Source organism: Microbacterium lacus, from assembly GCF_002812805.1.
GTDB classification, from domain to species: domain Bacteria; phylum Actinomycetota; class Actinomycetes; order Actinomycetales; family Microbacteriaceae; genus Microbacterium; species Microbacterium lacus_A.
This window is the reverse complement of the sequence record NZ_NMUM01000019.1, coordinates 99,381-115,436: the sequence shown is the minus strand read 5'-3', so window position 1 is coordinate 115,436 and position 16,056 is coordinate 99,381. Positions and strand designations below refer to the sequence as shown.

General features: G+C 66.4%; 17 protein-coding genes and 1 tRNA gene. 6 read left to right on the top strand and 12 right to left on the bottom strand.

Annotation, left to right across the window (positions count from 1 at the left end; translation table 11 throughout):
* Positions 1–43 precede the first annotated feature (43 nt).
* The 3 genes from CGU34_RS05910 (at position 44) to CGU34_RS05900 (ending at position 2,658) form a co-directional block, all read left to right on the top strand.
* A complete protein-coding gene (locus CGU34_RS05910) occupies positions 44–673 on the top strand; it encodes a hypothetical protein (RefSeq protein WP_100813580.1) in 630 nt (209 codons plus the stop codon).
* A complete protein-coding gene (locus tag CGU34_RS05905) occupies positions 663–1,892 on the top strand; it encodes an AAA family ATPase (RefSeq protein ID WP_100813579.1) in 1,230 nt (409 codons plus the stop codon). The genes CGU34_RS05910 and CGU34_RS05905 overlap by 11 nt, the downstream gene beginning before the upstream one ends.
* 181 nt (positions 1,893–2,073) lie before the next feature.
* Entirely contained in the window at positions 2,074–2,658 is a 585-nt protein-coding gene (locus tag CGU34_RS05900) for a hypothetical protein (RefSeq protein WP_100813578.1), read from the top strand.
* Positions 2,659–2,927: 269 nt separating this feature from the next.
* On the opposite strand, the gene CGU34_RS05895 is transcribed toward CGU34_RS05900, so the two are convergent.
* The 4 genes from CGU34_RS05895 to CGU34_RS05880 form a co-directional block, all read right to left on the bottom strand.
* The gene (locus CGU34_RS05895; RefSeq protein WP_198517697.1) at positions 2,928–3,431 is read right to left on the bottom strand and encodes a hypothetical protein; all 504 of its coding nucleotides are present in this window, start codon (positions 3,429–3,431) and stop codon (positions 2,928–2,930) included.
* A 211-nt stretch (positions 3,432–3,642) separates the two neighbouring features.
* Positions 3,643–3,727, bottom strand: a tRNA-Tyr gene (locus CGU34_RS05890).
* Positions 3,728–3,811: 84 nt separating this feature from the next.
* Positions 3,812–4,744 (bottom strand): carbohydrate kinase family protein, encoded by a 933-nt coding sequence (locus tag CGU34_RS05885; protein ID WP_100813576.1) that lies wholly within the window; start codon positions 4,742–4,744, stop codon positions 3,812–3,814.
* Between the two features lie 9 nt (positions 4,745–4,753).
* The gene (locus tag CGU34_RS05880) at positions 4,754–5,236 is read right to left on the bottom strand and encodes an FBP domain-containing protein (RefSeq protein WP_100813575.1); all 483 of its coding nucleotides are present in this window, start codon (positions 5,234–5,236) and stop codon (positions 4,754–4,756) included.
* Between the two features lie 58 nt (positions 5,237–5,294).
* On the opposite strand from CGU34_RS05880, the gene CGU34_RS05875 reads away from it, so the two are divergent.
* Positions 5,295–5,783, top strand: a complete 489-nt coding sequence (locus CGU34_RS05875; protein WP_100813574.1) for a YajQ family cyclic di-GMP-binding protein — start codon at positions 5,295–5,297, stop codon at positions 5,781–5,783.
* Positions 5,784–5,795: 12 nt separating this feature from the next.
* The gene (locus CGU34_RS05870; RefSeq protein ID WP_100813573.1) at positions 5,796–6,368 is read left to right on the top strand and encodes a mismatch-specific DNA-glycosylase; all 573 of its coding nucleotides are present in this window, start codon (positions 5,796–5,798) and stop codon (positions 6,366–6,368) included.
* Here the strand turns inward: CGU34_RS05870 and CGU34_RS05865 are convergent.
* Genes CGU34_RS05865 through CGU34_RS05845 form a run of 5 tightly spaced genes read right to left on the bottom strand, consistent with a single transcriptional unit; the run spans position 6,326 to position 11,464 of the window.
* Positions 6,326–7,126, bottom strand: coding sequence for an ABC transporter permease (locus CGU34_RS05865; RefSeq protein WP_100813572.1), 801 nt, complete (start codon positions 7,124–7,126; stop codon positions 6,326–6,328). The genes CGU34_RS05870 and CGU34_RS05865 overlap by 43 nt on opposite strands.
* Positions 7,123–7,905, bottom strand: a complete 783-nt coding sequence (locus tag CGU34_RS05860; RefSeq protein ID WP_036299180.1) for an ABC transporter permease — start codon at positions 7,903–7,905, stop codon at positions 7,123–7,125. Before CGU34_RS05860 ends, CGU34_RS05865 begins: the two co-directional genes overlap by 4 nt.
* Positions 7,902–8,681 carry an ABC transporter ATP-binding protein gene (locus CGU34_RS05855; RefSeq protein WP_036299189.1) on the bottom strand — a complete coding sequence of 260 codons (780 nt, stop codon included), beginning with the start codon at positions 8,679–8,681 and terminating at the stop codon, positions 7,902–7,904. The genes CGU34_RS05860 and CGU34_RS05855 overlap by 4 nt, the downstream gene beginning before the upstream one ends.
* 24 nt (positions 8,682–8,705) lie before the next feature.
* Positions 8,706–9,770, bottom strand: a complete 1,065-nt coding sequence (locus CGU34_RS05850) for an ABC transporter substrate-binding protein (protein WP_198517695.1) — start codon at positions 9,768–9,770, stop codon at positions 8,706–8,708.
* A 50-nt stretch (positions 9,771–9,820) separates the two neighbouring features.
* Entirely contained in the window at positions 9,821–11,464 is a 1,644-nt protein-coding gene (locus tag CGU34_RS05845; protein ID WP_198517694.1) for a thiamine pyrophosphate-binding protein, read from the bottom strand.
* Positions 11,465–11,589: 125 nt separating this feature from the next.
* On the opposite strand from CGU34_RS05845, the gene CGU34_RS05840 reads away from it, so the two are divergent.
* Entirely contained in the window at positions 11,590–12,492 is a 903-nt protein-coding gene (locus tag CGU34_RS05840; protein WP_036301573.1) for a LysR family transcriptional regulator, read from the top strand.
* A 27-nt stretch (positions 12,493–12,519) separates the two neighbouring features.
* On the opposite strand, the gene CGU34_RS05835 is transcribed toward CGU34_RS05840, so the two are convergent.
* Genes CGU34_RS05835 through CGU34_RS05825 form a run of 3 tightly spaced genes read right to left on the bottom strand, consistent with a single transcriptional unit; the run spans position 12,520 to position 16,047 of the window.
* The gene (locus CGU34_RS05835) at positions 12,520–13,521 is read right to left on the bottom strand and encodes an alpha/beta hydrolase (protein WP_100813571.1); all 1,002 of its coding nucleotides are present in this window, start codon (positions 13,519–13,521) and stop codon (positions 12,520–12,522) included.
* Positions 13,522–13,543: 22 nt separating this feature from the next.
* On the bottom strand, positions 13,544–14,935 hold the full coding sequence (locus CGU34_RS05830; protein ID WP_036301571.1) for an FAD-dependent oxidoreductase: 1,392 nt from the start codon (positions 14,933–14,935) through the stop codon (positions 13,544–13,546).
* Positions 14,936–14,985: 50 nt separating this feature from the next.
* Positions 14,986–16,047, bottom strand: a complete 1,062-nt coding sequence (locus CGU34_RS05825) for a polyprenyl synthetase family protein (protein ID WP_036301570.1) — start codon at positions 16,045–16,047, stop codon at positions 14,986–14,988.
* Between the last annotated feature and the right edge of the window lie 9 nt (positions 16,048–16,056).

The following is a 16,056-nucleotide window of genomic DNA, read 5'->3' as shown; positions in this document are numbered from 1 at the left end:
CCTATTCCGAATTCGTCACCAAGGGCGACCCCGAAAGAGATCCATGTCCAAGTACGTCGAGCGAACACGAGAAGTGTGCCGCTATCCATTCACCGACCGGTACGGCAGGTTGCGGTTTGAGAAGGTTCGCTACGAGATTCTGAACCCCAAACCGGACGGTCGCACCAAGACCTTCCGATACTTCAACCCGGACGCACTGCCCTTCGATCAGAAGCGCAAACCCGCCATCGCGGACAGCATCATCTACAACTTGCCTGCTGTGCTCGAAGGTGTCAGCGCGGGCGAGGTCGTGCACTGGACCGAGGGCGAGGCCGACTGCGACGCGCTCACGGCGCAGGGCTACGTGGCAACCTCGCACCACCAGGGCGCTGGCCACGTCACGCCGGAGCAGGCGGCGTGGCTGCGAGGCGCTGAGCGCGTGGTCCTGTGGGCCGACCGCGACATCCCCGGTGCGTACGACGTGTGGAGGCGATGGCAACTCCTGCTGGCGACAGGCGTACCCGAGGAGGGCATCGTGATCGTGGTTGCCCTGGCCGGCAAGGACGTGCGCGACCACCTGAACGCCGGTCACACCGTCGCGGAGGCGGTACCGATGGCGAAGTCGACGGTCACGACGCTTGCCGCCCAGCACTCCGCCGCCACGGCGCGGAAGGCGGGATATCGTGCCGTCTGACGATGCAGCTCTGTTCAATCCAGAGAACACCCAACGCCGCGTCCATATCTCCGCCGCCGAGATCGAGGCACGATCGAACGGCGAGACATTCGGAGGACCGTCTGTCGAAGAGCGCCGCCTGGCCGATGTCGAGGCACGAGTCCGCAGCAAGGAGATCGAGCTAGAGGCTCAGCGCAGGATCACCGAGCGAGTCGCAAAATCGACCTTCGGCGGCTTCATGTCGTTGTCTCTCGGCGAGGCGCTCCTAGTGCCGCGCGAGGTCAAGCCTGCGATCATCAGCGGTTTGCAGATGCAGGGTCACAAGGCAACGCTGACGGCTGGCTTCAAGGCGGGCAAGACGACGCTCAGCGGGAACGTCGTGCGCTCCCTCGCCGACAACGAGCCGTTCCTCGGCCGGTTCCCCGTTATGGACCTGCCCGGGAACATCGGGATCCTCGACTACGAGCTAACCGACGACGACGCCCTCGATATGTATGGTGCCCTGGGCGTCCGCAACACCAACCGCATCTTCCTGGAGTCGCTGCGCGGCACTGGGTTCTCGCTCGCCAACGGATATCACCGCGACCTGGCAGTGAAGTGGCTCATCCTCCACGACATCTGTTATTGGGTGATGGACCCGTTCGGTCGTGCGCTGCGCGGGTTTGGCTCTGAGAACGACAACAACGATGTGCGTGTGTTCCTCGACGCCATAGACGAGATCGTGAAAGAGGCGGGCGTCCTCGGCACTCTGATGCCTGTTCACACCGGCCGCGCACAACATGAGATCGGCGCTGAGCACGGTCGTGGCGCGACGGTGCTGGATGACGACGCCGACGCCCGGTGGCTCCTCACGAAGGATGCAGCAGGTCGCCGGTTCTTCCGCGCCGAGGGTCGCAGCGGCGTCGGTCTGGATGAGGTCTCGCTCGACTTCGACTCCGCGACCGCGCGCCTAACGACCGGCACCGTCACCCGTGACGAGAGCAAGGGCGAGCGCTACCTGTCGGTGGTCGAAGACCACATCGCCGCGAACCCCGGCCTGGGCCTGAACGAGCTGCGCGATGCCAAGTTGTGCGGCAACCCTGAGCTGTCGTCCGCGATCAAGCTCGGCGAGAAGCGCGGCACAATCCGCATCACGTACAGCACCTACATGCACCTGTTCCCGAACCACCAGGACATGAGCCGCCTCGACGCCCTGGACGCCGTAGCTCCGGCGCCCCGTCTCGCGCGGATCGGAAGCTGAGCGCCGTTACCCGTGGCACTCCCACTCAGTCTGGCGGAGGTTATAGGTGTCGAAGTGTCGACCATCGATCACACCTTTACAGGACACACATGTAAACATATTCGGCCCACTTCTCGGGTGCTCCAGAAAAACTCCGGATTTCAGTTGAGTTCGGGTGGTGTGGTGTGCCACACTTGTGCACATGGCCCAGGACCCACTCCGCATCACCCTCGACACGCTCCGCTCCGAGCGCGAGGGTGCTGAGCGCGACGCCATCGAACTGGATCAGAAGCTCAAAGCGGTCGGACAGCGGTTGACGCACCTGCGCGGCGCAATCGAAAACATCGAGGCCCTCCTGGGAGTGCCGAGCGCCGAGGACGAGGCCGTACTCGCCGACAACTTCGAGGATGACGAGCCTGCTGGCGCGACGGTCCGCGAGTTCGACTTCACAAACGTGCCCGACGCGCCGGTCAGCTCAAAGGACGATGACGTCGATCCCGACTTCGGCCCCGTTACGCCTGCTGTGCGCAAGCGTGTTCCTTCGACCGACTGGGTCGCCGAGGTTGTCGAGCGAATCGGGCAACCTGCTGACCGTGACGACATCTACAAGGCTTTCGGCCACTACAAGGGTTTCCCCGAGGCGTGGACGAACCCGCGCAACTCCGTCAACAACGCTCTCGGGCGGGCGGTCGAGCGAGGCATGGTGCGCAAGCTGAAAGAGAACCTTTTCGCCCCACTGGGTTACAAGCCCATCGGGAGCGACTCCGACGATCGCGAGGAGTCGTGATGGCCAGGTAGGTATCGACCGAGGTCTCAAGTCGCCGGACGCGGTGATCTCGGTCTACCGGCTCAACGGGAATTCCAGTTCCCCTGAGTCGCAGCCTCGGGTAGCGAGGTACAGGCCTGCGCTGGCCTGAGGTGGGTGCCAACTCACCGAAGTCTACGGACCGACGGGACCGCGGGCAAGCGTAGGGAGGGGCATCCGTTCGTCGGGTGCCCCTCCCGCTTCGTCTATGGCATGTTCCGTCTCGCAACTGCGTCCGGCAGATGGGTCCGTCAGACGGGTTCTCCGAGCTCGCGGACCGACCATGACTGAGCATCGAGATCGACACTGTCCAACTGCTCATCGAACTGCACCATTATCTGCTTGGCGTAGAAGATCTCGTCGCTCCGCAACGGCGGCTTCAACTGGCCGAAGGCGGCGCTCCAAACAAACATGTACGCTTCACGCGCTACTGCATCTCCGCGAAATCTATCGAGCGCGGTGAGGCGCTGGTCCGGCAAGTATCGGAGTTCATCCGCGGCTTCGAGTTCGCTGTCCAACATTTCCCAGCCGTTCCAGAACGCGATCTGAGCCGTGTGCAGCGCCACTCGGCCGAGAGACCCATGCAGGCTCTGGGGAGGAAGGTAGCGCCCGGCTGGTGCCCGCTCGCTCGTCACGAACGACCACACCTTGTTCGCAAACACCAGATCGAATGAGAACAACTCGTTCACATTCACCTGGACTGCAGTCATGTTGTCCCTGCGCCGATAGAGCGACGTTCTCAGCAGCGACATCACGGCGGGAAGATAACTCATTGCCCCGCGATGCGCTCGGTCGTCTAGCCCCATGCCCCGTGTCCTCTCGGCAGATTCTGCGAAGCGTATCGGAAGACATCGGCGACAACGGGCCGCCCCGGCCGGGGATATGCCGGGGATGTCGTGAGGCACCGCGAGAACGAGAATGGCCCGGAGGCTGAGGCTGCTCAGTGATTCCGGGCCGTTCGTCGTTTGGTGGCGAGTGAGGGATTCGAACCCCCGAAGGCTACGCCGGCTGATTTACAGTCAGATCCCTTTGGCCGCTTGGGTAACTCGCCAGGGCGCGCCCGTCCGACTTTTGCAGACGACCGGAAGCGCGATCTCCCATATTACCCAATCACGGGAGCCCCGAAGAACGCCCGTCAGGTGCCGAGGCGATCGAGATCCACGTCGCGCAGTTCGCTCGGGGTCCGCAGCAGCGCACCCTCGAACCGGCAGGTCGCGGCGGCGATCTCCATCGCCTCGGCGAGGACCGCACCCCACGCCTCGGCATTCGCGGGCTCTCCATCCACTGCCAACCGGGCGACCGTGGCCGAAAGCGTCGCGTCGCCGGCACCCATGGTGTCGACGATGCGGCCGGGAAGATCGGCGATGGGCGCCACCAGCTCGTCTCCCCCGAGCACATCGGCGCGAACAAAAGCGCCGTCCGCACCACGCGTGCCCAGCACGACGGGCACCCCGAGCTCGCGCATCCGTTCCACCGAGTCATCCAGCGACTCCCCGAACATCAGATGCGCGTCGTCGTCACCGATCTTCACGAGCGAAGCGCGGGGCGCAAGATCCTCGAACCCGGCGACGAACTCCGCGAGATCACCCATCATCCCGGTGCGGGGGTTGGGGTCGATCACGAGACGCGTATCGGTCGCGCGAACCGCCGTGGCGAACTCCGCCGCCTGTGCCGGATCATCGAAGGGAAAGCAGCTCACGACGGTCATCGAGGCATCCGCGATCGCCGCCCGCTCGGCATCGCCGAAGTGGATGCGTCGGGCCTGAGCCGCCTCATTGAACACGTACACCGGCTCGGCGCCGCCCGCCCGCTCGCTGACCGCGCGCGACGTACCGAGCGGCGACGGGGTTTCGAGCAGCTCGACATCAAAATCGCCCAGATAGGCGCGGATGCGCTCTCCCGCATCGTCGCCCCCCACCATCGCGATCAGGGTCGTCGGAACGCCCAGGCGAGCCAGCCCGACCGCGACGTTCAGCGCCGCCCCTCCGACGAACTCGCGAACTCCGAGGTCGTCCCGCAACTCATCGATGAGTGCGTCGCCGACCACCACAACCCGTGCTTGCGTCATGACGCGAGACTACGCCAGCACCCGTTCGACGAACCGTTCGGTGCGTCGTCGTGCTCCGTCGATCCGGCGGTCCACGCTCGCCCGCATCTCGGACGGAGCGAGCGGCGCCGCGAGGCGAACGTTCTCGTGACACGACAGGTCGGCGCAGATGTACGTGCCGACGCTGTCGCCGTGCACGCCGGCATCCCCCGCCTTGCGCGCCGTGAACAGCGACACCTGATCCGCCGGTTGCAGGGTGTGGCAGATGTCGCACATCCCGGACCGGGCGCGCGACGTCGTCGAAGCCGCGCGCAGGGCGACCCCGAGCGGCTTGCCGTTCTGCTCGGTCACGACATACCCGCGCCCGCGCACCTCGGGGTCACGCCAGGCCAAGAAGTCCAGATGATCCCAGTCGGTCAACAGGAAGTCGTGCGGCAACTGCAGCTGCCTGATCTCTTCGTCGACGACGTTCACGAACGACGCCCGAACCTCATCCTCGGTCAGCGGTCGCATCCCACCTCCATGCGTAGTGCCCCTCCAGTCTACGAACGACGACGGATAGACTGCGTGGATGGCCGATTCATCCTTCGACATCGTCAGCAAAGTCGACCACCAGGAGGCCGAGAACGCCCTGAACCAGGCGCGCAAAGAGATCGAGCAGCGCTACGACTTCAAGGGCACCGGCGCCTCGGTCGAGTGGAGCGGCGAAACGGTTCTGATCAAGGCGAACAGCGAAGAGCGTGCGAAGGCGGTACTGGATGTCTTCCAGTCCAAGCTCATCAAGCGCGGCATCTCGCTGAAGAGCCTCGAGTCGGGTGAGCCTTTCGCGAGCGGCAAGGAATACCGCGTCGTCTCGACGATCAAGGACGGCATCTCGCAAGAGAACGCCAAGAAGATCGGCAAGATCATCCGCGACGAAGCCCCCAAGGGTGTCAAGTCGCAGATCCAGGGCGACGAGTTGCGCGTGCAGTCGAAGAGCCGCGACGACCTGCAAGAGGTCATCCGTGTGCTGAAGGCCGCCGACCTCGACGTAGATCTGCAGTTCGTCAACTACCGGTAGATCCCGCGGCCGGTGGGCTTCTCTCGCACTGAGCTCGAGTCGTTCCGCGATCGCGAGATCCCGGAATTCGTTCCCCCGCACCCGCGACTGCTCTTCGTCGGCATCAATCCCGGGCTGTGGACGGCCGCGACCGGCGCGCCGTTTGCCCGGCCCGGCAACCGTTTCTATCCGGCACTCGTCGCCGCGGGGATCATTCCGAGACTGCCGCGGATTCCGGACGACGGGATGCCGGACGAAGACCGCGCGATGTTCTTCGACGCGGGTATCGGCATCACGAGCATCGTCCCTCGCGCGACCGCTCGCGCGGACGAACTCACACGGCAAGAGTTGCTCGACGGAGCGACTCGCTTGACAGCGGATGTCGAGCGGTGGCGGCCGCTCCTCGTCGCGGTCCTCGGGCTGACCGCATACCGCCAGGGGTTCGACCGACCGCGCGCGAAGGCTGGCCGACAGGACCAGTCAATCGCCGCGGCGGAGTTGTGGGTGCTTCCGAACCCCAGTGGCCTCAACGCCCACGAGAGCGCCGCCTCGCTCGCCGCCGCCTACGCCTTACCGGCCCGCGCAGCCGGCGTGCTCGCAGGCTGAGTTTTGCGCTGCCACGGCAGCACCAGCGGCGTGACCAGTCGGAACGCCAGGTTGATGAGCAAACCGAGCAGACCGACGATCAGGATGCCCGCATAGACCTCGTCGATGGCGAACTGCTGACCGGCCCTGCGGATTGCCGCTCCCAGGCCGAACTCGGCACCGACGAACTCGGCGGCGATCAGCGTGATCAGGCACGTCGCCATCCCGAGCCGCAGCCCGTTCAGCAGGCCCGGCGCGATCGCCGGAAACAGCAGTCGGGTGAAGAACCGGATGCCCGTGGCACCGAAGTTGCGCCCTGCCTCGATCAGATCTGTCGGCACGTCCCGGACGGTGCCACGCGTGCTGATGATGATCTGGAAGAAGGCGGTGGCGAAAGCGGTGATGATGTACGCCACCTCTCCCCGCCCGACGATGATGATGAAGAGCGGAAGCAGGGCGATCTTCGGCAGCGGATAGAGCGTGTCCGTGATCGGCCGGATGAGCAGCTCAACAGTGCGCCACCGTCCCGAGGCGACGCCGATCGCAACGCCGAAAACCGCGGCGAGCGCGAAGGCGATCAGCAATCGCTGGACAGTCAGCACCAGATCGAGGCCCAGCCGCCCGTTCACGAGGCCGTCGAACGCCGTCACGACGATGTCGCTCAACGGCGGGAAGAATCGCGGGTCGAGTAGTCCCGCGCGCGTGACGACCTCCCACAGCACGATGACCGCGAGGGGAATGGCCCACGACTGCGCCCAGCGCCGTACCGTCGGGTTCATATCTGTGCTCCTTGCACGTCACGTCGCCACGGCAAGAGGCGGTCGGCCACGGCATCGAATCCGACGGAACTGATCAGCCCGATCACGGCGATGATCAGCAGGGCGACATACATGTCGGTAACCCGCAGGATCTGCCAGTTGGACCAGAGGAACTGACCCAGGCCATTCGGGGCGCCCACCATCTCGATCGCGATGACCGCGATCAGGGTGAATCCGAGAGACACCCGGATGCCGGTGACGATCGACGGCAGCGAACCCGGTACGAGGATGCCGAAGAATCGCTTCACGCCCCGTGAGCCGTAGTTGTCCGCAACCTCGACGAGAGTCCGATCGATGCTCCGCACTCCCGCGACGGTGTACAGGATCATGACGATGAGCGGGGTCACCAGGGCGGTCAGGATGATCGCCATCTCGGTCCGGCCGAGCAGGAACGTCAGGAACGGAAAGAAGAGCACGCCAGGGATGGGGTAGAGGAATGCCAGGATCGTGTGCGCTCCGCGATCCATCCATTGCGAGGCGGTGATCGCGATCCCCACCCCGACTCCCAGAACCACCGCCAGCACGATCGTGACGAGCACGCGCAGGACGGTCGCGATGATGTCGCCACCGAGCCCGGAGGCGGGTTCGAAAATGATCACGCTGCGGGCGATGATCTCGGTAGGGGGTGGGAAGAAGGTGGCGCGGATGACGCCGGTCCGGCTGAGGATCTCCCACCCGAGCAGGATGACCACGGGACCGACGAAGAGGGCCCACTTGTCGCGAAGGCCACGCCAGCTCACCGGTCGTCCACCGCCATGGCCGCCTGCACCTCGTCGCGCAGGTGATTCCAGATGTCCTGCGACAGCGCGGCGAACTCCGGCGTACCGCGAAGTTCAGGTGTGCGGTCGGGCCCGAAGTCGAGCTCGACGATGTCCCGGATCCTTCCCGGTCGGGCGGACATCAGCACCACGCGATCCGAGAGGAAGACCGCCTCATCGATCGCGTGCGTGATGTAGAGCACCGTCGGTTTCGTCTGCTGACGCAGCTCGAGGATCTGCTCCTGCAAGAGGGTGCGCGTCTGGGCATCGAGCGCGCCGAGTGGTTCGTCCATCAACAGCACTTCGGCATCCTGCGCGAGCGCGCGGGCGATGCCGACGCGCTGCTTCATTCCGCCCGAGAGCTGGTGAGGGAAGAAGTCGCCGAAGCGTGCCAGGCCGAGCCGCGCCAGCTGCTCGTTCGCGATCTCGGCCGCCTCCTTCTTGGGGACATTGCGGTTGCGTGGGCCGAACATGACGTTCTCGCGCACCGACATCCAGGGAAAGAGCGCGTGCTCCTGAAACACCATGGCCGTCTTCGGTCGGTCGGGTTTGGAGCTCTGGATCTCGACCGTGCCCGAGGATGGCTCGTACAGGCCCGCGACGAGACGCAGCAGAGTGGACTTGCCGCAGCCCGACGGCCCCACGATGGAGACGAATTCGGCTTCCGCGATGTCGAGCGAGACATCCTCGAGTGCGGTGACCTGTTCCTTTCCCGGGAACCGCTTGCTCACGTCGGTGAGTCGGACCTTCGGTTGCATCTGTGCGCTCATCGGCTCACCGCGTCAGTTCTCGAGCGCGGCATCGCGCCAGCTGAAGTCCCAGATGTCCTCTTCGGGGATGATCTCGTCATAGTTCAACGAGCCCTGCTCCATGAAGAACTCCTGGTAACGCAGCAGGACGTCGAAGTCCACACTCAGGTCGGCCGGGATGTGGTGCTGGCGGGACGCGGCCACGATGGCGGGATCCGCACCCGTGTACTGCTCGACGAGCTCGAGCATCTCGGGGGTGTCCCAACCGTTCGCGTCGAGATCTTCGGCGGCCATCGCATAGGCGCGCATGAAGTCCTCGGCGACCTGCGGGTTCTCGTCCGCCCAGTCCGTGTTGTAGATGATCCCCGTGAACGGCAGCGGATCTTCATCCGTCGGGGTCTCCCACGGGCGGTAACCCGACCCGTTGCCCTCCGCCTGCGTGGGGAACGGCTCCGAGAGGATGCCGGCCGCGATGCCCCCGTTTGCGAGCGCCGGCACCTGATCGGGGAACGGGATGTACTCCAGCGCGATGTCGTCCATCGACAGCCCGCCGCGCTCCAGGGCGAAGCCGAGCAGCGCCTCGGTCACGACGCCCGGCGCGTTGACGGCGAACGTCTGACCCGCGAGCTGCGACATGTCCTCGGCGACCGCGGCGGCCTCATCCGACGAGCCCGCGAGCTGCGACGACACGATGAAGTAGTCCTCGATGTATCCGGCGTGCATCGGCGCCACGTAGCGCACGGGCAACCCCTCGTCCACGGCGTTGTACGCGGCAGAACCGATCCCGGCGAACCCGGCGTCGTACTGGGCGGTCGCGACTCCGGTGATCGACTCGTTGCCGCTCGCGACCTCGACGAGCTCGACGTTGATCCCGACCTCTTCGGCATACTTCTCGGCGGTTACGAAGAGGGGAAGCGACGAGCCGGTTGCCAGATAGGCGACCCGGATCGTGCCACCCTCGCCTGCTGCGTCGCCCCCACCGGAGTCCCCTCCGGATGAGGCGCCCTCCGGGTCGGCGGCGCAGCCCGCCAGAACGAGCGCGGCAACGGCGCCCGTGGCGACGAGGGCCCGGCGGGCACGGATTGCTGTGTTGTGCATCATGGTGAAACTCCCTTGTTTCTGTTGCGTGCGAGTACGTGCGGTGTTGGTCAGTGCCCGTGCTCCCGGGCCATGAGCCAGGAGGGGCGTCCGGTGATCTTGGCGTCGATCACGAGAGGCCGATCGCGAGCGGAGGCGAGCCAGGTGGCCACGCCGCCCAGGTCGTCGAGAGAGCGCACGGTGATCGCGTCGCAGCCGTAGCCCCGCGCGATCGCCGCGATGTCGGTGTCGGGGAACCGGACGATCTCTTGTTCCGCGGCCGTCGATTCCGGAAAGAGATGGATCTCGGCGCCATACGCACTGTCATTGAATGCGATGACCACCATGCCGAGCCGCAACCGCACGGCGGTCTCCAGCTCCACAGCTCCCATGAGCAGCGACCCGTCACCAGTGCCGAGCACGGCCATCCGGTCGGGACGTGCGACTGCGGCGCCGATCACGCTGGCAAGCCCCAGCCCGATGGACTGGAACGAGAGGGGGAGGACGTACCCCTCGTCGTCCGGAACGCGCAGGTGAGCACCCGGATAGGCGTTGACGTTGCCCCCGTCGACCACGACGACGCGTTCGTCGGGAAGCATCGCGTCCAGCGCGTTGGTGAGGGCGGCGGGATCAACGAAGCCCGGCTCGTCCACCGGTTCCACAGCCTGCTCAGACCAGTACCGCGCCGCGCGGACGCGCTCGGCGACATCGGCGGTGCGGTATCCGACACTCGTCGTCCCCGTTGCCTCAAGCGCCGAGAGGGCGGCACGTGCGACGGCTCCGGTGTCGCCAACGATGCCGAGGTCGACCAGGCGATACTTGCCGATCGCGTCGACGCGGTCATCGACCTGAACGAGCGTCGCCTTCTCAACGAGCGAGCCCCCGCGCGTGGTCCAGTTGTTCAGCGCGACACCGAACCCGACGATGAGGTCCGCATCCCGAACGAGCTCGGCCGCACTGTCTGTTGCGAAGCCTCCGACGACGTCGAGGGCCCACTCATCACCCTCGAACACGCCTCGGGCGCCGCCCGAGGCGATCAGCAGCGCGCCGGTCGCCGCGGCGAGTTCGCGCAGATCGTGCTTCGCGATACGGGCACCGCGACCACCGATGATCACCGGCCGTTCCGCCCGCGCCAGCATTTCTCCGAGCTCCGCGGCGTCGGCCCCCGAGACCGCGGGCGTCGGTACCCGCAGGTTCGATGCCGGCCGGGCGCCCGGATACGCGATCTCGAGGTCCTGGATATCGATGGGCAACGACAGCACGACGGTGGCGCGTTCGATCTGCGCGACCCGGAACGCGCGGGCCGCATCGGCAAGCGCGGTCTCGGCCGAGTGAATGCGCATCGGTGTGGCGCCGATGCCACGCACGGCGGTGTCTTGATCGATGTAGAAGTTCGACGTGACATCACCCACCGCCGTGTCTGCGGCGAGGACGAGAAGAGGAGTGTGACATTTCGCCGCCTCGGCGATACCCGTCAGCGCGTTCGTGAGCCCGCACCCTTGATGCAGACTCAGCGCACTGACGTCACCGGTGATGCGGGAGTACGCGTCAGCCATGGATGCCGCACCGGCCTCGTGGCGTGCCGCGACAAATGTCGCACCCGATGCCACGAGCGCGTTCGTCACGCGGAAATTTCCGCTTCCCACGACTCCGAATACCTGCTTGACACCCAATTCGGCGAGCATGCGGCCGAGAGCATCGGCGACCCTGATCATCTGCGTCACTGCACTGATTCCGTTTCTTCGGTCATCGGCGACCTTCTTCCACGGTACGTTCGGGCTCGATGTTCGTCCAATGAATAATCGGCATCCCGGTCATTCTTTTCATGAATAATGTTCGTATGCCCGCCACCATCGATCTGAACCTGCTGCGCACCTTCGTTGAGGTTTACCGCTCCGGAAACCTGACGTTGGCAGCCGAGTCGCTGCGGGTGTCGCAGCCCGCGGTCAGCCATGCCTTGAAGCGTCTGCGTACGCACTTCGACGATCCGCTCTTCGTCCGCACAGGCACGGGTGTTCGCCCGACGCGCTCGGCCACGGACCTGTACGCGGAGATCAGCGGCCCTCTCTCACGCATCGTCGCCCGCGCCGAGGACGGCACGCGGTTCGACCCGACCACATCGCACCGCCGCTTCCGCATCGCCCTGACCGACTTGGGCGAGGCGGGGCTCCTCCCCCGCATCCTGCTCGCGACCGCGGCGACGGCGCCCGGCGTCTCGGTCGAAGTCGTCCCGCTCGACATCGATTCGGTGGCACAGGACGTTCTCTCGGGGGACATCGACGCCGCGATCACGAGCTCGCCCGTGGCGGGTCAGGTCCATCAGGAGGTTCTCTTCCAGGACCGCTACGCCTGCCTCGTGCCCGCCGACCTGGACGACGACGAGGGACGCATCCGGGTCGATGACCTGAGCAGGCTTCGGGAAGCGCGCGTCGGCGCCGCGGCCGGGCACCGCGCGATCACCGAGGCCGTCACCACGCTCGGAGCCGGGGTGCTGTCGCGGGTCGCCCACGTCGAGGTGCCTCGATTCACGTCGTTGCCGTGGATCGTGGCGCGCTGCGGCTACGTCGCGATCGTCCCGATCGACGCCTTCGCCGCTCTCGCGCTACCCTCGGGGGCCAAGCTGCTCGAGCTGCCGTTCCCGTCGCCCACGACATCGGTCCATCTCATCTCGCACCACGACGCGGACGCGACGTCCGCGACGACGTGGTTCCTCGACACGGTTCGGTCGACGCTCGCCGCGTAGAGGGGGTGAGGCGAGCGGACTCGTCGCCTAACCGTGGCGCTCGACGAAACCCAGCACCCAGCGATTCTGACGCGCATAGGCATCCTCTCGGGCCTCGTGACGCGACAGGAAGACATCGTGAATCGCCCCGTCGATCCGCTCGATCGTGACGGATGATCCGAGCCGGAGGGCCGCGCGCGCGATCTCATCGACGTTCAGCACGCTGTCGACGCCGGTGAGCTCGTTCGACCAGCGCGTCGGGAGGGCCGACCTCGCCGACAGCAGAACACAGACGGGCACATCTATCGACAGCCCGGCTGCGACTCTCGCATGCCCCATGAGCACCGCGTTGAACCACCCGGCGTACACCGCCATGGTCTGATCCGGACGCCAGCGCGGATCGATCACGACCGGATCGTCGGGGTCCGCGACCTCGCGCTGTGCGCGTGCGTAGAACCCGAGGTCGACCTGCGGAGCGACATCCAGGGGGTGCAGCCGAGCGCGCAGGCTCACGACCGGGGCGAGCGCGGCTCGCGTGATGCCGCTCAGCTGGAACTCCAGCCACGGACTGTTCAGGATGAGCGCCGAAGCGACGCCCGGATGCCGCGACGCCCAGAGGCTGAGCGTCAACCCACCAGTCGAGTGCCCGAGCAGCACCAGGCGGCGCTCCCCCCGGTCCATCACTTCGAGCGCGGCCGAGATGTCCTCGTCGTAGTCGTCGAGGTCCGTGATGTAGCCGGGGGTCTGCCCCTCCCGCAGACTCCGGCCGTACTTGCGGAGGTCGAGAGCGAAGAAGCGGGCACCGCGCTCGGCGAAGAACCGGGCCAACCGCGCCTGGAAGAAGTAGTCCGACCACCCGTGCACGTAGAGCACGTCGACATCCGCGAGCGGGCGGCGATCGCCGAAGAGCCGGTCTGTCAGAGATTCGTCTGGCAGATGCCGCACGAGCGTCGCAACGACCGCGCCCTCATCGTCATCGCCGAGCGCGAGCGTCCGCTGCTCGAACCCCGGCCCGAGGACATCGGGCCGCCATCCCGCGTCCGTCGTCATCCGCCCAGGTTATTGCGCGGCGTCACTCTCCGCGCGAGATCGCGACCATCTCATCGCGGGGCACGACCTTGACGCGGGCACGCTCGTGGGGCGCACCCAGCGCCACCTCGTGCTCGTCGAGACGGTGCCATCCATCGAGGTCCGTCCACCGGACCCCACGCTCGGCGAGGAGAGCGGGAATAGCCTCTTCCGAGGGGTCCTCCGGCTGCCACCACGACGCCTGATCGTTGATGAGGTGCCGGACGGTCTCCATCGCGTCGGACTTGGTGTGGCCGATGAGACCGACGGGTCCGCGCTTGATCCACCCCGTGGCGTAGACGCCCGAGACACGCTCGTTCGAGTCCTGGTGGATCGCCTGGCCCTCGTGGTTCGGGATGACGCCGTGCCGGGGATCGAAGGGCACGTCGGGCAGCGGCGACCCGAAGTATCCGACAGCGCGATAGATGGCCTGAATCGGCACCTCGCGGAACTCGCCGGTGCCCTCGATGCCACCCTCGGCGTCGGGACGGGTCCTCTCGTACACGAACGCCGTCACGCGACCGGAGGCATCCTTCTTGACCTCCACGGGACGCGCCCAGAAGTGCAGGTGCAGGCGACGGGATGCCTCGGTCCCTGAGCCTGTCGAAGGGCCGGCGTTGTTGACGGACGGCCGCTGGCGCCACGACTGCAGCACGCGGTCGATCACCATGACCTGCTTGTTGCTCGCGATCGCGGTCTTGGATGCCTCGTCGTAGTCGAAGTCCTCGTCGTAGACGACCATGTCGACGTCGCGCAGCTCGCCGAGCTCACGAAGCTCGAGCGGGGTGAACTTGACCTGTGCCGGACCGCGGCGCCCGAAGACATGAACGTCCGTGACGGGGGATGCCTTCAGCCCCTCGTAGACGTTGTCGGGAACCTCGGTCGGCAACAGGTCTTCGGCGTGCTTTGCGAGCATGCGTGCGACGTCGAGCGCGACATTGCCATTGCCGATGACGGCGACAGACTCGGCCTCGAGCGGCCACGTGCGCGGCACATCCGGGTGTCCGTCGAACCAGCTCACGAAGTCGGCGGCTCCGTACGAGCCCTCGGCGTCGATCCCGGGGATGTCGAGGTTGGTGTCGCGGATCGCGCCCGTCGCAAAGATGACCGCGTGGTAGTGGTGCTTGAGGTCGTCGAGGGTGAGGTCCTCGCCGTAGCGGACGTTGCCGAAGAGGCGGATGTCGCCCCGGTCGAGCACCTCGCGGAGCGCGGTGATGATGCCCTTGATGCGCGGGTGATCGGGCGCGACGCCGTACCGGACCAGTCCGTAGGGGGCGGGAAGCTGCTCGAAGAGGTCGATCGAGACATCGAACTTGCGCTCGGTCTTGAGCAGGATGTCCGCGGCATAGATGCCCGCGGGGCCCGCGCCGACGATGGCCAGCCTGAGCTTGGTCATGGGGTCCTTCCGGTGATGCTTGCGAAGAGGGGGAGCGAGGCGGCGAGCGCTCAGCTACTGCGGTCGACGACGGCCTCGGAGAAACGCTTGAGCGCGTCACGGACCGGACCGTCCGGGAGCGGATCGAGAGCCTCGACCGCCTCGCGCGCCCAGTCGTGGGCCAGGCGCAGCGTGCGTGCGGTCGCGTCGTGGTCACGCAGCTCGGCCAGCGCGGCGTCGAGGATGGCAGGATCCGCGCCGTCGGCGATGCGGGCGACACCCTCGTCGATGCGGACCTTGAGAGCGATGGATGCCGCGTCCGTCTCTTGCCCGAGCAGCAGGAACGGCATCGTCGGAACACCCGCGCGCAGGTCGGTGCCGGGCACCTTGCCGGTCTCGTCGGGATCCGCGCTCAGATCGAGCACGTCGTCGAGCAGCTGGAAGGCGACACCCGTCTTCTCACCGAAGGTGCGCAGCGGCATGCCGTACTCCTCGGGTGCACCCGCGAACACGACGCCCGTCTCGGCGGACGCGGCGATCAGCGACCCGGTCTTGTCGGCCAGCACCTGCAAGTAAAACGCGACGGGGTCGTCGCCCTCTTGCGGCCCCACTGTCTCGTGCATCTGACCGAGCACGAGACGCTCGAACGTGTTGGCCTGCAGACGGATAGCCCGCTCGCCCTGGCGCGCCATGATCTGGCTCGCGCGCGAGAACAACAGGTCACCGGTCAAGATTGCGACGTTGTTGCCCCACACGGTCTGGGCGCTCGGCACCCCGCGCCGCACATCCGCACCGTCCATGACATCGTCGTGGTACAGCGAGCCGAGATGCGTCATCTCGAGCGCGGTCGCACCCTCGATCACGGCGGGCGTGATGCCCGCACCGAGGTGGGCCGAGAGCAGGGCGAGCATCGGACGGATGCGTTTGCCACCGGCCTCGTACAGGTACCGGCTCGTCGCGTCGGCGAGAGCATCGGTCATCTTCAGTTCGTCGGCCAGCGTGGCTTCGACCCGATCGAGGCCCTCCTCTACCTGGGCGAGGAGCTTGCGCGAGCGGGGTCCGGCGAAGACGCGCTCGGTCATGCCGAGTCGGCTCGTCAGTCGCGAGCCGCGCGCTGAGGGGCCCGGAGTCACCCCTCCAGC